The sequence below is a fragment of the Arthrobacter sp. SO5 genome (assembly GCF_020532805.1).
Classification (GTDB): domain Bacteria; phylum Actinomycetota; class Actinomycetes; order Actinomycetales; family Micrococcaceae; genus Arthrobacter.
In genome coordinates, this window is the sequence record NZ_MQTQ01000026.1 from 1 (window position 1) to 18,090 (window position 18,090).

Annotated in this window: 16 protein-coding genes and 1 tRNA gene; 11 read left to right on the forward strand and 6 right to left on the reverse strand. The window is 66.5% G+C overall.

All coding sequences use genetic code 11. The features are described 5' to 3' along the window. Positions 1 to 127 precede the first annotated feature (127 nt). Positions 128 to 532, forward strand: a complete 405-nt coding sequence (locus BJG92_RS04590) for a DUF5997 family protein (RefSeq protein WP_232082844.1) — start codon at positions 128 to 130, stop codon at positions 530 to 532. A 44-nt stretch (positions 533 to 576) separates the two neighbouring features. Here the strand turns inward: BJG92_RS04590 and BJG92_RS04595 are convergent, their stop codons facing one another. Then, positions 577 to 960, reverse strand: coding sequence for a VOC family protein (locus BJG92_RS04595; RefSeq protein ID WP_232082845.1), 384 nt, complete (start codon positions 958 to 960; stop codon positions 577 to 579). A gap of 149 nt (positions 961 to 1,109) precedes the next feature. Between BJG92_RS04595 and BJG92_RS04600 the strand changes: the two genes are divergently transcribed. Then, the gene (locus BJG92_RS04600; RefSeq protein ID WP_232082846.1) at positions 1,110 to 1,751 is read left to right on the forward strand and encodes a hypothetical protein; all 642 of its coding nucleotides are present in this window, start codon (positions 1,110 to 1,112) and stop codon (positions 1,749 to 1,751) included. Then, positions 1,748 to 2,386: an NADPH-dependent F420 reductase gene (locus tag BJG92_RS04605; protein ID WP_232082847.1), complete on the forward strand. Its 639-nt coding sequence runs from the start codon at positions 1,748 to 1,750 to the stop codon at positions 2,384 to 2,386. Before BJG92_RS04600 ends, BJG92_RS04605 begins: the two co-directional genes overlap by 4 nt. 18 nt (positions 2,387 to 2,404) lie before the next feature. Here the strand turns inward: BJG92_RS04605 and BJG92_RS04610 are convergent, their stop codons facing one another. From BJG92_RS04610 to BJG92_RS04625, 4 genes are all read right to left on the reverse strand, one after another. Further along, a complete protein-coding gene (locus tag BJG92_RS04610) occupies positions 2,405 to 2,887 on the reverse strand; it encodes a pyridoxamine 5'-phosphate oxidase family protein (protein ID WP_232082848.1) in 483 nt (160 codons plus the stop codon). Positions 2,888 to 3,028: 141 nt separating this feature from the next. Further along, positions 3,029 to 4,567, reverse strand: a complete 1,539-nt coding sequence (locus BJG92_RS04615) for an APC family permease (RefSeq protein WP_232082849.1) — start codon at positions 4,565 to 4,567, stop codon at positions 3,029 to 3,031. Next, positions 4,564 to 5,487, reverse strand: a complete 924-nt coding sequence (locus BJG92_RS04620) for a universal stress protein (RefSeq protein WP_232082850.1) — start codon at positions 5,485 to 5,487, stop codon at positions 4,564 to 4,566. Before BJG92_RS04620 ends, BJG92_RS04615 begins: the two co-directional genes overlap by 4 nt. Positions 5,488 to 5,521: 34 nt before the next feature. Beyond that, positions 5,522 to 6,919 carry an NAD(P)/FAD-dependent oxidoreductase gene (locus BJG92_RS04625; RefSeq protein WP_232082851.1) on the reverse strand — a complete coding sequence of 466 codons (1,398 nt, stop codon included), beginning with the start codon at positions 6,917 to 6,919 and terminating at the stop codon, positions 5,522 to 5,524. 187 nt (positions 6,920 to 7,106) lie between these two features. Between BJG92_RS04625 and BJG92_RS04630 the strand changes: the two genes are divergently transcribed. Beyond that, positions 7,107 to 7,796, forward strand: a complete 690-nt coding sequence (locus BJG92_RS04630) for a TetR/AcrR family transcriptional regulator (RefSeq protein ID WP_232082852.1) — start codon at positions 7,107 to 7,109, stop codon at positions 7,794 to 7,796. Positions 7,797 to 7,971: 175 nt separating this feature from the next. Here the strand turns inward: BJG92_RS04630 and BJG92_RS04635 are convergent. Then, positions 7,972 to 8,054: transfer RNA gene (locus BJG92_RS04635), tRNA-Leu, on the reverse strand. Between the two features lie 409 nt (positions 8,055 to 8,463). Between BJG92_RS04635 and BJG92_RS04640 the strand changes: the two genes are divergently transcribed. From BJG92_RS04640 to pknB, 7 genes are all read left to right on the forward strand, one after another. Beyond that, positions 8,464 to 9,204, forward strand: a complete 741-nt coding sequence (locus BJG92_RS04640) for a DUF3662 and FHA domain-containing protein (RefSeq protein WP_232082853.1) — start codon at positions 8,464 to 8,466, stop codon at positions 9,202 to 9,204. Further along, positions 9,201 to 9,683 (forward strand): FHA domain-containing protein, encoded by a 483-nt coding sequence (locus BJG92_RS04645; protein WP_232082854.1) that lies wholly within the window; start codon positions 9,201 to 9,203, stop codon positions 9,681 to 9,683. The genes BJG92_RS04640 and BJG92_RS04645 overlap by 4 nt, the downstream gene beginning before the upstream one ends. A gap of 2 nt (positions 9,684 to 9,685) precedes the next feature. Further along, positions 9,686 to 11,410: a PP2C family serine/threonine-protein phosphatase gene (locus tag BJG92_RS04650; RefSeq protein WP_374199757.1), complete on the forward strand. Its 1,725-nt coding sequence runs from the start codon at positions 9,686 to 9,688 to the stop codon at positions 11,408 to 11,410. Beyond that, a complete protein-coding gene (locus BJG92_RS04655) occupies positions 11,407 to 12,858 on the forward strand; it encodes an FtsW/RodA/SpoVE family cell cycle protein (protein WP_232082855.1) in 1,452 nt (483 codons plus the stop codon). The genes BJG92_RS04650 and BJG92_RS04655 overlap by 4 nt, the downstream gene beginning before the upstream one ends. Next, positions 12,855 to 14,312 (forward strand): penicillin-binding protein 2, encoded by a 1,458-nt coding sequence (locus BJG92_RS04660; protein WP_232082856.1) that lies wholly within the window; start codon positions 12,855 to 12,857, stop codon positions 14,310 to 14,312. The genes BJG92_RS04655 and BJG92_RS04660 overlap by 4 nt, the downstream gene beginning before the upstream one ends. Then, positions 14,309 to 16,189: a protein kinase gene (locus tag BJG92_RS04665; RefSeq protein WP_232082857.1), complete on the forward strand. Its 1,881-nt coding sequence runs from the start codon at positions 14,309 to 14,311 to the stop codon at positions 16,187 to 16,189. The genes BJG92_RS04660 and BJG92_RS04665 overlap by 4 nt, the downstream gene beginning before the upstream one ends. 6 nt (positions 16,190 to 16,195) lie before the next feature. Beyond that, positions 16,196 to 18,090 (forward strand): Stk1 family PASTA domain-containing Ser/Thr kinase (gene pknB, locus BJG92_RS04670; RefSeq protein ID WP_232082858.1); only part of this gene is annotated, 1,895 nt, incomplete at its 3' end.

Below are 18,090 nucleotides of genomic sequence, written 5' to 3' on the forward strand. Positions count from 1 at the left end.
CGTCGGGGGTCTGGGGGGATTCTTCGGCTGCGGACACACGTTTACAGTACCGCCCGGGCGGGCGCAGGGCGGGCGTCAGTGTTCAGCGCCGGTGCCCGGTCAGCCGCCGGACGGATACCCTTGAAGCATGACCTCTGAAAACTCCCAGTCCATGAAGCCGGCCACCGTTGCCAAGAAACTTGGCATCTACCTGCCCGCAACACCTCAGGAGTTCCAGGATTCGGTCATCACCCGCGCCGATTTTGCCGAGCTCCAGGCCAACCCGCCGGAGTGGCTGGCGGAACTGCGCCGCAGCGGCCCGCACCCCCGGCCGGTGGTCGCGCAGAAGCTGAACGTCTCCATCAGCGGCCTGGCCCGCGGCGGCGTTGAGGAAGCCCTCACGACGGCGGAAATCACCGCGCTGCTGCAGGCACCCCCCGCGTGGCTGGTCGCCGAACGCTCCACCCACGCCGCCGTCCGCGCCGAGGCCCAGCGGGTCAAGGACGAAGCCTCGAAGAAGGACGCCAAAAAGGCACGCACCGCCTCAGAGTAGGCCTTGGCCTCCCCGAAGATTGCCGGAAGCCGACCGTTCCCCGGTTAGTCCTGGTGCAGTTGGACGAAGTTCCCGCAGCCATCGTCCAGCACGGCGGAGATGCCCCCCGGACCCTCTCCCGGTTCGCCCTGGAACATCACGCCCAGCCCGGTGAGCCGTTTGTATTCGGCCCGGACATCGCTGACGCCAAGGACGATCGCCGGAATCCCGGCATCGTGGAGGCCGTTCATATACGCAGCGCCGATGGGGTTGTCGCTGGGTTCCAGCAGCAGTCCGACGGTACCGCCGCCATCACCGGCCGGGTCCTTGACAATGAAAAGATTGTGCTCCGGCAGGGCCATGAGGCTTCCAAGGCCCAGAATCCCTGTATAAAACTCGTGGGCCGACGCCGGCTCCCTGACATGGATACTGCACATCTTCACTCGCATGGGCCCTAGGCTACGACGGACCGCCCGCGGGGGGAACCGCCTCGCGTCCGGGCGGCGCCGGGAACCATTGACGGTCCGCCCCCGATGGATTCAAATGGAATAAGAGAAGCTGCGCCCGCCCCGGGCCGCTTCCCCGGAGGTGTTTGAGAATGCCTGCTCTCTTCGAACTCGCGCCCTGGCAGCTGATTGCCCTGGCCGCCGTCGTCCTCGGCGCGGTTTCAGGCACTGTCTATCTGGCCCGGAAACATCTGGCCGCCGACGCCGGGCTTCCGGACGCCGTGTTCTGGGACGCCTTCGCCGGACTCGCCGTGGTGGTCCCCGCCGTCGTTGTTTCGTCCGTGGCATCGCCGTGGGCCGGTCTGATGCTCGGACTGCTTGCCGCCGGCACCGCCGGGGCATCCTATCTGTGGGCTCCGCGGCTGTTCAGCCGGCAGGAGGCCCGGCGGTCGGCCAGGAAAACCGTGGAGGCCAATGCAGCCGCCGCCGCCCGCCACGGCAGCGCCCTGGCCCGGTGGCAACGCTTTGAACTTGATCCGGCATACTGCATCGACTACCCCGCCATGAGCGACCCGTCCCGTCCCGAGACGGCTGCACTCATCCGGGCGATGAAGGCAGCCGAGAAGCTTCGCGGCGAAAGAAGCGCCGGCTACGGGCCCGCCGTTGACCAGCTTGAGCGCGCCCTGGCCGAGGCGGAGCGTGCGGCCGGCGTCCCGTCGTCGACCGTGATTGCCTACTCCACCCCCGGGATCTCCCCGGACAAGCGGCACCTTTCAGCGGAGGGAACACGATGACCGACATCACCATCATCGGCAGCGGCAACATGGCACGCGCGATCGGAACACGCGCCGTGGCAGCCGGGCGTGCGGTCCAGATCCTGGACCGCACGCCCGAAAACGCCGCCAAGCTCGCTGCTGAACTTGGCGGCGGCACTAGCTCCGGCGGGCTCAACGAAGTGCCCGACGGAGACCTTGTGGTGCTGGCCCTCTACTTCGGTCCGGCCAAGGAAGTAGCCACCCACTACGGCGACACCCTCAGCGGCAAGACGGTGATCGAGATCAGCAACCCCGTCAATATGGAAACCTTTGACAGCCTGGACGTGGCCCCCGGCTCGTCCGCCGCCGAAGAAATCGCCGCCCTGCTGCCAGGCGCCGCCGTCGTGAAGGCGTTCAACACCACATTCGCCGGGCCGCTGACGGAGGGAACCGCGGCCGGGGTGCAGTTGGACGTCTTCATCGCCTCCGACTCCGAGAAAGCCCGCGACGAGGTTGCCGCGTTCGCCTCTGCGGCCGGCCTGCGCCCGCTCCAGGTCGGCGGACTGCACCACGCCCGGGAGCTCGAAGGCTTCGAACTGCTGGTCATGGGACTGCAGCTCAACCCGGCCTATGCCACGTTCAACTGGGGCACCGGGTTGAAGATCACCGACTGACCGGCGTCCGGTCAGTCCCTAGAGTGTGACGGTGCCGCTTTCCCCCACGCTCATTTTGCTGTGGGTGACTTTCGATTTGATCCACTGCAGCACCGTGGCAGCAGTGCCGCCCGGGCTGGTCCAGTACTCTGCGGAGTCCGAACCGACATGGAGCAGGACTACCTCCGGGGTGTCGGGGCCGTCCGGGAACCAGGCCTCCACCACCTGGTTCCACATCTCATGGATCAGCTGCCGGTCGGTCACCACCTCAGCGGTCCCCGCCACGGAGACCCATTCGGTGCCCTTGCCGAAGGAGACGTTCACCGCGGGGTTGGCACGGATGTGGGCCACCTGCGAGGTGTCTACCGACGTGAAGAACCACATGTCGCCGTCGTCCTTGACGTCCTGGACTGCGAGCGGACGGCTGACCAGCGCGCCCTCATCGTTGATCGTGGTGAACATCCCGATCCGGGAATCGTTGATGATGTCCGTTACTTTGCTGATGGTCTCGTCGTTCGGCACACTGTCACCTCATTCTGGTTCACAGGAGGAAGGTCCCCCACCCGAAAGCCTATTGGTAAGTGTGCTTAGTTTCCAGTGCACGCTTCCGGGGCTGCCGGGAGAAGGACCCTCCGCCGCGGACAGGCCGCGGGAACTGCCGGATCAGATACCCGTGGAGAGGACCTGCCCCTTGAAGAACTCGGGGCGGATCCTGGCCATGACCAGCATGAGCACCGCGCCCAGCAGGATGACGCCAACGCCGAGGATGAACACCAGGCCCAGACCGCCGATCGACGAGCCGGAACCATACCCGGGATCCATCGAGTCGTAGGCCGTCTTGAAGAACATGACCATCAGGATGACGCCGCCGAGGAGGGGTGCCAGGAACTTGAAGAAGAACGCCCGCGCCCCGCTGAACGCCTCGGCCCGGAAGAACCAGACACAGGCCAGGGCGGTGATGCCGTAGTAGAAACAGATCATCATGCCCAGTGCCGTGATGGTGTCCGTGAGCGCATTCTCGGACAGGGTGCGGGTGATGACGTAGAAAGCGGCCGCGGCGACGGCGGAAGCGATCGTGGCGTAGCTGGGGGACTTGTAGCTCGGGCTGATCCTGCCGAACTTCTGCGGCAGCGCCTTGTAGTGCCCCATGGACAGGAGCGTCCTGGCCGGGGAGACGAACGTGGACTGCAGCGAAGCTGCCGAGCTGCTCAGGATGGCCAGCGACATCAGGATTGCGAACGGGCCCATTACCGGTCCGGCGAGGACTGCAAAGATGCTGCCCTGGTTCTCCGGGTTCCCGGCTCCGAGCCCTGTGTCGCCGACGCCGGCGAAGGAAAGCGTAGCCAGTGCGACCGTCATGTAGATGATCACGATGACCAGTACCGTGACGGTGGCCGCGCGGCCGGGCGTCTTCTCCGGGTTCCTGGTCTCCTCGTTCATGGTCAGCGTGACGTCCCAGCCCCAGTAGATGAAGATGGACAGCGAAATACCGGCGGCGAAGGCGGAGAAGGAATCCACTGCGAAGGGGTTGAACCAGTCCGGGGCGATCGCGGTGGCGTCAAAGGCGGTCCCGTTGGCGACGTGGCTGAACGCAGCAACGGCGAACCAGCCAAGCACCAGCAGTTGGAATCCGACGAGCACGTACTGGAACGTCTTCGTGGTCTCCATGCCACGGTAGGAGATCCAGCACGCGAGGGCGATGAACACGAGGGTTGTGGCGATGTTCAGCGGCAGGTTGGTGGTGAGGTCGGCGAGTTCCGGATTGCCGAAGACCTGCGCCAGCATCAGGTAAAGGAAGTCGACGGCTACGGCGGCCAGATTCGACAACACGATGATCGTGGCGGCAATCAGCCCCCAGCCCCCCATCCAGCCGATCCACGGACCGAAGGCCCGGGTGGCCCAGGTGAAGGAGGTCCCGGCGTCGGGCATGGCGTTATTGAGTTCGCGGTAGCCGAACGCCACCAGCATCATGGGGATGAAGCCCACCAGGAAGATCGCCGGCAGATGCACACCGACCTCGGCGACGGTGGGACCCAAAGCCGCCGTGAGGGTGTAAGCCGGGGCTATACAGGAAACACCGATGACGACGGCGCCGATCAGACCAACGGATCCGGCCTTGAGGCCCTTCTCGCTCAGTCCGTGCTGCTTATCTGTGTGCTGTCCAGGATGCGAAGCCTTGGACGTTGCGCGTTCGGTGCTCATTTCTGTGCCTCTCGGGAGGTGTCATTCGACGTTGAATGGGTGGAGTGTTTAAGTTCATAGTCGCTGGGGACGACGACCATCGGCACCGGAAGGGCGCGCAGGATGCGGCCGGCCGTGCTGCCAAGGAAGATGGACCGGCTCGTCGCAAGCCGGCTGGATCCGATCACCAGGACCTCGCCGTCCTCCCAGTCCAGGCGGTCCACCGCTTCCTCGATGCTGCGGCCCTGTGCCACCACAACCTCCGCCGTGGCCTCGGCCTGGACCCCGGAGTCACCGGCAGGAAGGGCGGCGGCGAGGTGCTTCTCCGCATACTCCCGGGCCGTCCCTTCGGCCGCGGCCGCGCCGGCCGAATCGCCGCCGTCGAGCGCCAGAAGCGACACCACCCGTAGTGGAACGTCCCTGTTCATCGCCATGCCAAGGGCGAAGTCGAGCAGCTTTTCGGCGCCGGCCCGGGTCCCGAGCCCGCAGCTGATGCGGGTGAGGGCCCCGGTGCGGTGGTAGCCGTGCGGCGCGAGGGCGACCGGAACAGTGGCCGCGTGGAGCAGGGCACTGGCCACCGAACCGATCGTGAACCGCTTGAACAATCCGTTGCTTGTGGCCCCGATGATGAGCATGTCCGCGCCCAGCTCCTCTGCCGCCTGGATCAGGGTCTGGGCGTCCGAATCACCGCTTCGGATATGGGCCCGGGCCGGGACGTCGTCGGGAACCAGCGCCAGCCCGGCGTCGAGCCATTGCCGTGCCTGCTCGTTGAGGAGCGACTCGAAACCGGCCTTGGGCGCGTGGGCGGCCCCGAACTGCTGCACTTCGGGAACCGCGAGCACAAGCTCCAGGCTGGCCCCCCGGCCGCGGGCAAGGGAGACGGCCAGATTGACCGCATCGTGGCCCCTGTCATTGGCGGAATACCCCACTACGTAACGCATCTGGCCGGTCCTTTCTGAGCAGTTGGCTGGGTTTCTAGGGAGTGACGGACGCACGGTCCGCGGCGGCAACGATCAGCGCCGCCGTCGCACGTCCCATCCGCACCGCGCCGTCGACATGCTGGTAGCCCTCGGCTGCGACGTCGGAGGAGGACCAGTAGATCGGCCCCACGGGGGCGTTCTGGTCCTTGCCGTAGCGGTGCAGGCCGCCCAGGTCATAGCTGGAGGCGTACGCGCCGCGGGTCCATTCCTCGGATCCCCAGTCCGATTCGTAATAAACCTCGGGCTCGAGGGCCTTGGGGCCCAGGAACCCGGCGATCGATTCGAGGATGGCCTGCCGGCGGTCCTCGGAGCTGAGCTCGAACATGGCGTCGGCTTTCTCATCGGAGACGAAACCGACCAGGGTGCCTCGCGGGTCCCCATGGTTCGTGTTGTCGTACACCTCCTGGACCAGGGCCTCGGCCCCGAAGCCGGTTCCGGAGAGACCGTCCTCGCGCCAGAAGGGTGTGCCGTAGACGGCATGGACCTTGATGACCAGGCCGAGTGACTGGTGCTGGTGCATCTGGTGCTGGCGGCGCGGCAGCGGCGGGTTGAAGGAGACGCGGGAGTACAGGTTTGGCGGCACCGCCATGATCACGAAGCGCGCGTTCACGGTGGCGCGGTCGGAGACGGCGGTCACCCGGTAGCTGCTCGCTCCGGCGCTCGAGTCTTCGGCCCAGTTGATCGTGCGGACCGGGCTGCCGAGGACGACGTCGTCGCCCAGTTCCGCCGCCTGCAGCACGGACACCTGTTGCATCCCGCCGACAACCCGCTTGTCGAGGATGAAGTCCTCGTCGGTGAGGTGCGAGAAGGAACCGGCCGACGCCGCCATCAGCACGGCCTGAAGGGCGGAGAAGGCGTGGGCCGGCTTGGTCAGCATGCCCCCGGCGATGAAGAGGCCGATGTTGTTGCAGGCTTCCTCGTCGGTGGAGTTCTGCCGCAGCCAGTGGTGGAAGGAGATGGTGTCCAGCTCGCGGGCCTTTGCGTGCGCCCACGGCTCGGTGGGCCCGATCTCGGCAGCGAGTGCGTCCAGCAGGGCGGTGAGCTTGTCCATTTCCGCGGCGGTGGTTTCGCTGACGGGGAACGTGTCCCCGGTATACAGGGTGCGTCTGCCGTCCGCGCCGATGTAGACGGACTGGCCGTCGCGGTAGCGGGAGTAGGTCGCCAGGCCAAGCTCCGCAAGCAGTGAGAGCAGTTCGGTCTGGTCCGGGGAAACCCACTGGCCGCCGATTTCGAGCATGGCGCCGTCGATCGTGTCGGTCCAGGTGCGGCCGCCGACGCGGTCCCGCGCCTCCAGTACGGCGACGCTTAGGCCGGCCTTCTTGAGTGTGCGGGCTGCGGTGAGCCCGGCGGGGCCGGCTCCGACGATGACGACGTCGCGGTCAAGTTCGAGCATGATGTCCTCTCCGTGGCCGCAGGAGTGATGCGTGCCACTAAATGAATGCCGTTCATTTAGTGGTAACTATAGTCCCTTCCGTTCCGGCAGGGAAGGGCTTTTGACAAAAATTCCGGGTAAGGAACAGGGAGCCAAACCGGTGCACAATGGAATCACCCTGAACAGCGCCAGTTAGAGAGGCCAGGACATGCCCGCAGTAACAAGTGCCCCCGCAGACTCCCAGCGCCCGGACACCAAGCCGCGCCGCCGGGTCGGGAGGCCGGCCGCGGCCGTCCTGGACCAGGACGGCATCACCGCTGCCGCCCTGCAGCTGATCCAGAAGAGCGGCTACGACGGGTTCACCATGGCGGCCCTGGCCCGGACCCTGAACGTTGCGCCGTCCGCCCTCTACAACCACGTCTCCTCCAAGCGGGACGTCCTGGTCCTCGTCCAGGACCACCTCACCTCCTTGGTGGACGTCTCCGCCTTCGAGTCCGAACCGTGGGAGCGCGCTGTGCGGGACTGGGCGTGGAGCTACCGGGACGTGTTTTCCAAGCACACTCCGCTGATCCCCGTTATCGCGGTCCTGCCGGTGACCGACGCACCGAAGACTCTGGCGATGTATGAGGCCGTGAGCGCGGGGTTCAGCCGGGCCGGGTTCCCGCAGGAACGCATCATCTCGGCCATCGTCGCTTTCGAGTCCTTCATCTTCGGCTCGGCTTACGATGTCACGGCACCGGCCGACATCTTTGATTCCGGCAGCATGGCCGCCACGACACCCCACTTCACCTCGGCCGTCGCGCGGCTGGCCGAACAGGGCTTCGAGAGCCAGGCCGACGTCGCCTTCAGCCTGGGCCTCAAGGCACTCATCGCCGGCCTCGGGGGCTTCCGGGCGTAGCCTGCACCACGCCGGCGGCACCAGGCGCCTGCACCAGCCCGTCATTGGTCCGCCCCGCGGGTCCATTCCATCGGATTCCCGAGCGCCGGCGCCCAATACCGGGCCCGTCCAGCGGAGCATGCGGCTTAAACCAAGGAAACCCCGGTCCGAAGACCGGGGTTTCCTTGAATTTGCGTGCGCGAGGGGGGATTTGAACCCCCACGCCCTTTCGGACACTGGCACCTGAAGCCAGCGCGTCTGCCGTTCCGCCACTCGCGCGCAACTTCTTCCACCAGGAATGCGGCCCGATTTCCGGACCGCCAACCTCGTAAAAGCAGCGAGATCCAGCATAACGGACAACGGCGGGAAAACACCAATCGGCCGCCGCCGGCCCCGACGCGGCCGGCATCCTGGGGTCCGGCGACTGGTCCAAAGGCCGCCGAAACGTATGCGTTTACCGCGTCCTCGGGGTCACTGCAGCCACGCCCGCCCCGCAGCGTCACCGCATGTCAGGGACGGTCCGCCGCGACTTTCCCGCACGCAGGGGCGGGGCGCGTTGAGGCCATTCCCAGACTGGCCCAGTAGTATCTGATGTAGGAGTGCCCGTCTACGGCGGGCTCAGCCACTTGTTGGGAACCGAGTTCCGGAACGAATGCTGCCCTGCAGCTGACAGGAAAGGAGAAGGACCATGGGATTGCTGGACAAAGTCGAGCGCGGCATCGAAAAGGCCGTCCGCGGAGTCTTCTCCACCGGTTCTCGCGCCCAGGTTGAGCCGGTCGAGATCGCCAGCCACCTGCGCCGCGAGGTGGACAACAAAGCCATGACGATCGCTGCGGGCCGCACCCTTGCCCCCAACGTCTTCGACGTCCTTCTCAGTGATGACGACTTCCAGCGGGCCCAGGAATGGGGCACGCCGCTGGCGGAAGAGCTTTGCGACGTCGTCATCAACCACGTGCGCAGCCAGGGCTACACACTCCAGGGGCCTGTCCGCATCAGCTTCCGCCGCGCCGAGGAACGCCGCGCCGGGGATTTTGACATCAAGTCCCGGACCGAGAAGGCCGCCGCTCCAGCGCAGCCCGGCCCGCAGGGGGCCATGCCCGCCGCACCGAGCCGCCAGCCGTCCCGGTTGCAGCCTGTCCTGGACATCGACGGCCAGCGGTACTCCCTGAACGCGCCTTCGATCGTGCTGGGACGTTCATCCGAGGCAGACATTCTTATTGACGACACCGGCGTTTCGCGCCGCCATCTGGAAATCCGCACGGGCCAGGGCATCGCCCAGGCGATCGATCTGGGCTCCACGAATGGCAGCTACGTCAACGGCCACAAGATCGTGGGAAATTCCGATCTCGCGGACGGCTCCACGATCACGATGGGACGGACCAAAATCATCTTCCGCCTTTTGCCCGCCGGCCCAGGCGGCCGCCAGTGAGTGAACTGACCATCACCGCCCTGCGTTTCGGGTTCCTCCTGCTCCTGTGGGTACTGATCTTCAGCATCGTGTCCGCCATGCGCCGCGACCTGATGATCGGGCGCAAGGCGGCAGCCGGCGCCCCAACAGCCCGCCAGGTCCGCAAGAACCCAGCACTGGCCGAGCCCGCAGCCGCCCCCGTCAGGCATCAGGCCCGCCAGCTGGTGGTGACCGAAGGACCGCTGCAGGGCACCACCATCGCCCTGGCCGCGAGTCCCATCCTGCTCGGCCGCGCCCAGGAAGCCACGCTGGTGCTGGAGGACGACTACGCCTCGGGCCGGCACGCCCGCCTGTTCCCGCAGGGCAGCCGCTGGTTTATTGAGGACCTCGGCTCCACCAACGGCACCTATCTGGCAGACCAGCAGCTGACCCGGGCCCTTCCCGTAGAGCTGGGTGTCCCCGTGAGAATCGGCAAGACGGTCATCGAATTGAGGCCGTAGCCGTGGCTGCTCCGGACAACACCGCAGACAAGGCAGCAGGCAAGGCAGCTGCCCCGAAGCGGCCGCTCATCATGCGCTATGCCGCGCGATCGGACGTCGGCCGCGTCCGCGCCAAGAATGACGACTCCGCCTATGTGGGCCGGCACCTCGCCGTCGTGGCTGACGGCATGGGCGGACACGCAGGCGGCGATGTCGCCTCGGCGGCCACCGTGCTGGACATGATCCACCTGGACCATGACAATTACGACGCCGGCGACGCCGGGACAGTCCTGGCCGACGAGATCCAGACCGCTAATTCGCTGCTCTCCGAACTCGTCCACATCAACCCCAAGCTCGCAGGCATGGGCACCACCGTCACGGCACTGCTCCTGGCCGAAGGCAGGCTCCACTTCGCCCACATCGGCGATTCCCGCGCCTACCGGCTGCGCAACGGCGAATTCGAACAAGTCAGCGTGGACCACACCTTTGTCCAGCGCCTCATCGACGAAGGCCGGCTTAGGCCTGAAGAGGCGGAAACGCACCCGCACAAGAACGTCCTCATGCGCGTCCTGGGGGACGTCGATGCAAGTCCGGAGCTCGATCTCGACACCCTCGAGGTCCAGCCCGGTGAGCGCTGGCTGCTCTGCTCGGACGGCCTGAATTATGTTGCCGGCCACGTTGTCGAGCGCACCGTCAGGGAAACCAAGGGCCTGCGTGAAACCGCGGAACTGCTCGTCGAGCTCACCCTCGAAGCCGGCGCCCCGGACAACGTCACTGTGGTGATGGTGGACATCGCCGAGCAAACGCCCGACGACGTGCGCACCGCCGCCGTCGGGATCGTCGCGCCGCCGGCCGCTGCCACCGGCACCGCGGCAGTGTCCGCGACCCCACCCGCGGCGACCCAGCCGGGAAGCACCCTTGGTACACCCGGCCAGGCCTCTGTTTCGCCGACGGCGGACTCCGGAAGGACTGGCACGAGGGAATCCGGCACGGAGGCCGTCAGCACGGCAGCGGTCCCGTCAGCGGACACAAAAGAGCCCGAAACGACGACGGACCCGCACCTCGGCGAACACCTCACGGCCGAGGTCCTGCGCGAAGAACTCGCCGGCCGCCCCCACGAACTCGTGGGCGCCGCCGCCTCGGCCGCGGAATCAGGATCCATCCCGTCCATTGCCGGCCGCACCGTGGCCCGGCGGGCAGCAACGGTCCTGACCCACAAGTCGGAGCAGGCCCGGGAGGACGCCGAGGAGTACAAGCCGGCCAGGCGTCCGCGCCGCTGGCTCACTATCTCGATCGCTGCCGCCATCACTGCCCTGCTGGCTGTCGGCCTGTGGCTCGGCTACGCGTGGACCCAGACGAGGTACTACATCGGCGAACACGACCAGCACGTCGCCATCTTCAACGGGGTCTCCCAGCGTCTGGGACCCATCCAGCTTTCCACGCTCGAAGCGGTGACCGATATCCAGATGTCAGATCTCCCCGAATTTTCCCAGCAGCGCGTCCGCCAAACGGTCCCCGCGCGGGATCTCTACGACGCACAGCGCATCGTGAAAAACCTCGAGCGGACGGGCACCACGTCCCCCGCCGACGAGTGCCTCACGCCCTCACCGACCCCCACTCCCACGCCCTCAGGCACGGCTTCAGCCGCAGCCACCGCCAGCCCCGTTCCAAGCCCCGGAGCCGCCGGAACGGCCCCGGCGTCGGCCTCACCCGCAGCTACTGCGCCGGTTTGTGAGGGGGCAAAATGACAACGATCGAGACCGTCCCCAAGCCGCGGCGGAACGTGGAGCTCGTCCTGCTCGTCCTCGCCCTCTGCGTCGGCATCGGCGCCCAGGCGCTCGTCGGCGTGGACAAGCAAAAGGCTTTCGACAGCGATTTCTGGTTCCAGTCCGGCCTGCTGGCTGCGGCCGCCCTCGCCTTCCACGTGGTTCTTCGGATCCGTGCAAAATATGCAGATCCGGTAATACTTCCACTCGTGGTGGCCCTCAACGGCCTCGGCTTGGCGATGATCCACCGCCTGGACCGGGTGGCGGAGGACACCGGCAACAACCAGCTGCGCTGGACCCTGGTGGCGATGGCCGTCTCCATTGGCGTCATCTGGTTCCTCAAGGACCACCGGATCCTACGCCGTTTTACCTATATTTCCCTTGCTGCCAGCGCAGTCCTGCTGATCCTGCCTTTGGTCCCCGGCATTTCGGCCGGTGAGATCCTGGGCGCAAGGGTCTGGATCAAAATCGGATCCATGACCTTCCAGCCGGGTGAAATCGCCAAAATCACCCTCGCTATATTCTTCGCCGGGTATCTTTCCTCAAACCGGGATCTCATCCTCCTGGCCGGCCGCAAGGTCGGGCCGGTGCAGTTCCCCCGCTTCAAGGACATGGGCCCCATGATCGCCGCTTGGCTGGTCAGCATCGGCGTGCTGATCTTCCAGCGCGACTTGGGCTCCTCGATCCTGTTCTTCGGCCTCTTCCTGGTCATGATCTATGTCGCCACGAGCCGCATCAGCTGGGTAATCATCGGGCTGGTCCTGATCGCCGCGGGCGGCTTCGTCGCTGCCCGCGTTTTCTCCCACGTTGCCCTCCGGATTGACGGCTGGCTTAACGCCTTCACCGACGAGGTGTACGGCCGGGAATTCGGCGGCAGCCTCCAGATCGTCGAGGGCCTCTTTGGCATGGCCAACGGCGGCCTCGTGGGCACGGGGCTGGGCCAGGGCCGCCCGAACCTGGTCCCGTTCGCTAACAGCGACATGATCGTCGCGTCCTTCGGCGAGGAACTCGGGCTGATCGGACTCTTCGCGATCCTCCTGATGTACCTGCTGCTGTTCACGCGCGGCTTCCGTGCCGCGCTTGGAACCCGGGACGCGTTCGGGAAGCTGCTCGCCACCGGGCTCTCTTTCGCCGTCGCGCTGCAGTGCTTCGTGGTCATCGGCGGCGTCACCCGGCTGATCCCCCTGACGGGGCTCACCACCCCCTTCCTCGCCGCCGGCGGCTCCTCGCTGCTCGCCAACTGGATCATCGTGGGCCTGCTCCTGATGATTTCGCACTCGGCACGCGGCCCGGTGGACACCACACCGCTGCCGCCAAGCCATGAACCGGACGCAAAGAAAGTACCCTCTGCCATGCCTTCCAAGCCGGCCACCGCGCCAGGCGGTCCGCGGAACAGCCCGGAAGCTCCTACCGAGGCGGTGAAGCTGTGAACCAGGCCATCCGCAATTCTTGGATCGCAGCCATCGCGATGTTCGCCCTGATCTTCGGCGCGCTCAGCTACGTCCAGGTGGTCGGTGCTGACGAGCTCAAAGCCAACGCCTGGAACAAACGCACCCTCCTGCAGAACTACTGCAACGACCGGGGCGCGATCATCGTCGGCGGCGCCCCGGTGGCAGAGTCGGTCCCGGCTTCGGAGAGCTGCAAGTTCCAGCGCGTGTACAACCAGCCACAGCTGTATGCCGGCGTCACCGGCTATTTCTCCAAGAATTACGGCGTGACCGGCCTGGAGAACACGATGAATGATGTCCTGGCCGGAAGCTCGGACCAGCAGTTCCTGGACAGGGTCGGCCAGCTCTTCCTGGGCAACCAGCCCAAGGGCGCCTCGGTGGAGCTGACCCTCGATCCGAAACTCCAGAAACTCGCCTACGACCTGATCCCGGAAGGCCAGCGCGGCTCGATCGTGGTAACCAACCCCAAGACCGGTGCAATCCTGGCAATGGTGTCTAAACCCTCCTACGACCCCAACCTGGTCGCCACCCAGGATGCCGACGCTGAAGCTGCAAACATCACCGCGCTGAACAAGATCCCCGGGATCAACCTGAACCAGTCCGTCAGCGGTCCCACGGGCGCGCTGTTGGCGCCGGGATCGGTTTTCAAGCTGATCGACACGGCGGCGGCCCTCAGTTCGGGCAAGTACAACAAGGACAGTGTGCTGCCCAACCCCGCGGAGATGTCTTTCCCCGGCATCCAGTACAAGCTGCCGAACTATGCAGGCGGCAACTGCTACACCCGGGATACCGCGTCGTTCGCCTTTGCGCTGCAGCAGTCCTGCAACACCCCGTTCGCCGGGATCGCCCTCGACCTGGGTCAAAAGGCGATCGGGGACCAGGCCGGAAAGTTCGGTTTCGGCAAGGACTTCGGCGACCAGTTGAAGCTGGAGTCCGCCCAGAGCACCTTCCCGACCGAGCCATTGGACGACGCCGGGCTGGCGCAGTCCTCGATCGGCCAGCGCGACGTGCGGGCCACGCCGCTCCAAATCAACACGATGACGGCCGCGATCGCCAACGGCGGAGTCCAGATGCAGCCGAGCCTGATCAAGGCCGTGCGCTCCCCTGACCTGCGCGTGCTCAGCGAACCGCGACCGCAGCCCCTCAGGACGTCCACGACGCCGGAGATCTCCCGGCAGATCAACGAGTGGATGGTCAGCGTCGTCAGCGACGGAATTGCCCGCGGCGCGGCCGTTCCCGGCGTCCCGGTGGCCGGAAAAACCGGTACCGCGGAGCTTGGCAACGGCCTGAACAACTCATGGTTTACCGGGTTTGCCCCGGCCAATGACCCGCAGGTGGCGGTCACCATCGTCATCGAAGGCGTAGACATCACCACCGGCGCACAGCTAACCAGTCCGAACGCGAAGAAGATCTTTGAGGCGGTGTTGAATAAGTGAGGCCTACAACAGGAATCACCCTCGGCGGCAGGTTCCAGCTGACCACGCGCATTGCGATTGGCGGCATGGGCGAAGTCTGGAAAGCCAAAGACCTGATCCTTGGCCGCATCGTCGCCATAAAGGTGCTCAAAGAGGAGTACACGGGCGATCCCGGGTTCCTCCAGCGGTTCCGCGCCGAGGCCCGCCACACCGCGCTCCTGAACCACGTGGGAATCGCCAACGTCTTTGACTACGGCGAAGAGGAGGGCTCCGCCTACCTCGTCATGGAACTGGTTCCGGGCCAGCCGCTGAGCAGCATCATCGAACACGAGCAGGTGCTCTCCCCGGACCGCACCCTCTCCATGATCGCCCAGACCGCACGCGCCCTCTCCGTCGCGCACAAGCAGGGCCTGGTGCACCGCGACGTCAAGCCCGGGAACCTGCTGATCACCCCGGACGGACGAGTCAAGGTAACAGACTTCGGCATCGCACGGCTCGCGGACCAGGTTCCGCTGACGCAGACCGGGCAGGTCATGGGCACCGCCCAGTATCTGGCTCCGGAGCAGGCCACCGGCCAGCTGGCGACCGGCGCCTCCGACATCTATGCGCTCGGCGTGATCGGCTACGAGTGCATGACCGGCCACCGGCCCTTCTCGGGCGAATCCCAGATCGCGATCGCACTGGCGCAGGTCAATGACGCGCCGCCGCCGCTGCCGGAAACCATCCCGAGGCCAGTCCGTGCGCTGCTGATGTCGATGCTGGCCAAGGACCCGAAAAACCGCCCGGCGGATGCCCTTAAGTTATCCGAAGCAGCCGAAGCGATCCGCAGCGGCGATATCGCCGCCGCCCACGCCGCCGTTCCCGGAATGCTCCTCTATGAGGGGGCGACTGGCCCCATCACGGCGCCCGTCGACATCCCTACCGCCGCCACGGGAGTCATCGACTCGTCTGACCGTTCGACGTCGGCGACGTCGGCACTTCCCGTTGTTGGCGCCGCCGGCGCGGGCGCTGCGGCGGGTCTGGCGGCCGGCGCCGCCGCTGCCAGCGCCTACGGGGCACGGAACACACTCTCCCGTGCTGATGCCCTCGCGGCCGAACGCGACTGGGTCCAGGCCGACGACGACTACGACGAACCCGCGGATGAACCGCAACGCCGTGGCCGCAGTCCCTGGACCTGGCCGCTGATCGCGCTGATCCTGCTGGTGCTGTTCGCCCTGATCGGCGTCGTCCTGACCCAGGCCGGAATCCTGTTCGCGCCGCAGTCCGCGACCAGCAGCAGCGCTGCCGTCACGAGTGCGTCAGCCGCCACCACGACCGCTAGCCCCACCACCACCAGCGCGTCACCCACGTCCAAGAGTCCCAGTCCCACCAGCAGCTCCGCGGCGCCCCCACCCTCCACGCCGCCGGCCATCAACCTGATCCCGGATGCCTACCTCGGCCGTCCCTACAACGATGTCCGCAACGAACTGGCGGCCATGAAGCTGAAAGTCACCGGCGCAGAGGTCTTCAATAACGCCACGCCCGGGACTGTCGTAGATATCAACCCGTCCGGCCAGGTCCAGCCCGGCGACACCATCACTGTGTCCTACTCGAAGGGTCCGGAGTCCGTCTCGGTCCCCACCATCCAGTCCGGCGCAAAGGAAGCGGACGTCCAGAAGGCCATCGAGGATGCGGGGCTGCGCTGGGTCAAGGGTGCCGACGTCGATCCCACGTCAAAGAAGGAGCCGGCCGGGACCTTTGTCAGCTCCGAGCCGGCACCGGGGAGCAAGGCAGCGGCAGGCTCCGTGGTGACTTACCACCTGGCGAAGGCGCCGGCCGCGCCGGCCGCGACGGCCCTGCCCGCCTGCAAGGGCACTGAGACGCCCGGAACGCCGGCCACCTGCAAGGCCACCCCGTAGGCCGTGATGACTGATTCGCCCCGCACCCCGTCGCACCGGGAGGACCGCCACCCCGTGAACACCCAGCGCGTCCTCAGCGGGCGCTACGAGCTGGGTGAGCTGATCGGGCGCGGCGGCATGGCCGATGTGTTCCGCGGGACTGACGCGCGGCTGGGACGCACGGTGGCCGTCAAACTGCTGCGCCCCGACCTCGCCAGGGACCCCCAGTTCCAGGCCCGGTTCAAACGAGAAGCGCAGGCCGTGGCGGCCCTTAACCACCCCTCAATCGTCGCCATCTATGACACCGGGGACCACGCGGTCCCTGGCGACCACGAGGACACTGTCCGGGTGCCGTACATCGTCATGGAGTTCGTTTCCGGCAGGACCATCCGTGACCTCATCCGGGCGAAGGAAGTCAGCATCGACGAGGCGATCGAATTCACCCTCGGCGTTCTCTCTGCCCTTGACTACAGCCACAAAGCGGGCATCGTCCACCGCGACATCAAACCGGCCAATGTCATGTTCTGCCCGGCTTCAAACAGCGTCAAGGTCATGGACTTCGGCATAGCCCGCGCCATGGCGGACTCTGCCGCCACCATGACCCAGACCCAGGCCGTCGTGGGAACCGCGCAGTACCTGTCGCCGGAGCAGGCCCGCGGCGAGACCGTGGATGCTCGCAGCGACCTTTACTCCGCCGGTTGCCTGCTGTACGAAATGCTCACGGGACGGCCGCCGTTCGTCGGGGACAGCCCGGTTTCCGTGGCATACCAGCATGTCCGGGAAATCCCGGAGCTCGCCAGCAGCCTGAATCCGGAGATCTCCGAGGCACTGGACAGCGTGCTGATGAAGGCTTTGCAGAAGAACCGTGCGGACCGGTTCCAGGATGCCGCCGCGTTCCGGCGGGCCCTCCGGGCAGCTCGCAGCGGCGTCGCCGTGGCGCCGCCTGCAGCCAGCGAGGCCCCGACCAACCCGAACAACACCGTGCCGACGCCCGATGGCGCACCAACGGCGGCTTTCTCCGTGACCGGCGCCAAGTTCCTCGACGAGTCCGCCGGCGGCCGGCTCCGGCCCGCGCATGACACGCGCGCGTTTCCCGAGCCCCTGACCGGGGCGGGCGAGGACTTCGGCTCCCCGGATTCCGGCAGCCTCCCGCTGGTCCTTCCCGTCGAACGCGAACCGACAGCGCACCAGAAATCCCGGCGCCGCACATGGATCACGACGCTGGTCATCCTCACCCTGCTGGTCCTGACCGGCGGCGGGCTGTGGCTCTACAACATGATGAACCAGGCGCCGCCCCCCGTGGCCAAAGTCCTCATCCCCACCGTGACCTCACTCACCGAGTCCGAGGCCCTGCAGAAGCTCTACAACTCCGCGCTTAAACCACAGCTGAACCGGATGCAGGACGACACGATCACCAAGGGCAGTGCGATCGGCACGGTGCCCTCCGCAGGCAGTTCCGTGGAGCCGAATTCGAACATCACCCTCAACATTTCCGAGGGTCCCGCAGTCGTCACTATCCCCGCGGACCTTCCCGGCCGCACCGAGGCGGCCGCCCGGGATATCCTGCGCCAGAAAGGCCTGACGGGAGCACCGGGAACAACCATGGCCAACAGCCCCACCGTGCCGGCCGGGATGGTCATCACCACGAACCCGGCGCCGGGCCAGAACGTGGCGGCGGGCAGTACGGTCGACCTCATCGTCTCCACCGGCAAGGTTGCCGCACCCGAGCTCCGCGGACTCCCGCTGCCGGAGGCAGAGGCTGCGCTGAAGGCGCTCGGGCTAGGACTGGCCGTCAAGGAAGTCGAAAACTCACAGGTGACACCGGGCAAGGTCACGGATCAAAGCGACGCCGCCAATTCCCCCGTCGAACAGGGCAAGGTCATCACGGTCTCGGTGGCGAAGGCCCCGCCGCCCCCGCCGCC

Excerpts from the sequence above, each read along its gene's own strand:
- BJG92_RS04625 (WP_232082851.1), bottom strand. The coding sequence starts at position 6,919 with ATGCTCGAACTTGACCGCGACGTCGTCATCGTCGGAGCCGGCCCCGCC.
- BJG92_RS04600 (WP_232082846.1), top strand. The coding sequence starts at position 1,110 with ATGCCTGCTCTCTTCGAACTCGCGCCCTGGCAGCTGATTGCCCTGGCC.
- BJG92_RS04615 (WP_232082849.1), bottom strand. The coding sequence starts at position 4,567 with ATGAGCACCGAACGCGCAACGTCCAAGGCTTCGCATCCTGGACAGCAC.
- BJG92_RS04655 (WP_232082855.1), top strand. The coding sequence starts at position 11,407 with ATGACAACGATCGAGACCGTCCCCAAGCCGCGGCGGAACGTGGAGCTC.
- BJG92_RS04620 (WP_232082850.1), bottom strand. The coding sequence starts at position 5,487 with ATGCGTTACGTAGTGGGGTATTCCGCCAATGACAGGGGCCACGATGCG.
- BJG92_RS04605 (WP_232082847.1), top strand. The coding sequence starts at position 1,748 with ATGACCGACATCACCATCATCGGCAGCGGCAACATGGCACGCGCGATC.
- BJG92_RS04640 (WP_232082853.1), top strand. The coding sequence starts at position 8,464 with ATGGGATTGCTGGACAAAGTCGAGCGCGGCATCGAAAAGGCCGTCCGC.
- BJG92_RS04630 (WP_232082852.1), top strand. The coding sequence starts at position 7,107 with ATGCCCGCAGTAACAAGTGCCCCCGCAGACTCCCAGCGCCCGGACACC.
- BJG92_RS04590 (WP_232082844.1), top strand. The coding sequence starts at position 128 with ATGACCTCTGAAAACTCCCAGTCCATGAAGCCGGCCACCGTTGCCAAG.
- BJG92_RS04595 (WP_232082845.1), bottom strand. The coding sequence starts at position 960 with ATGCGAGTGAAGATGTGCAGTATCCATGTCAGGGAGCCGGCGTCGGCC.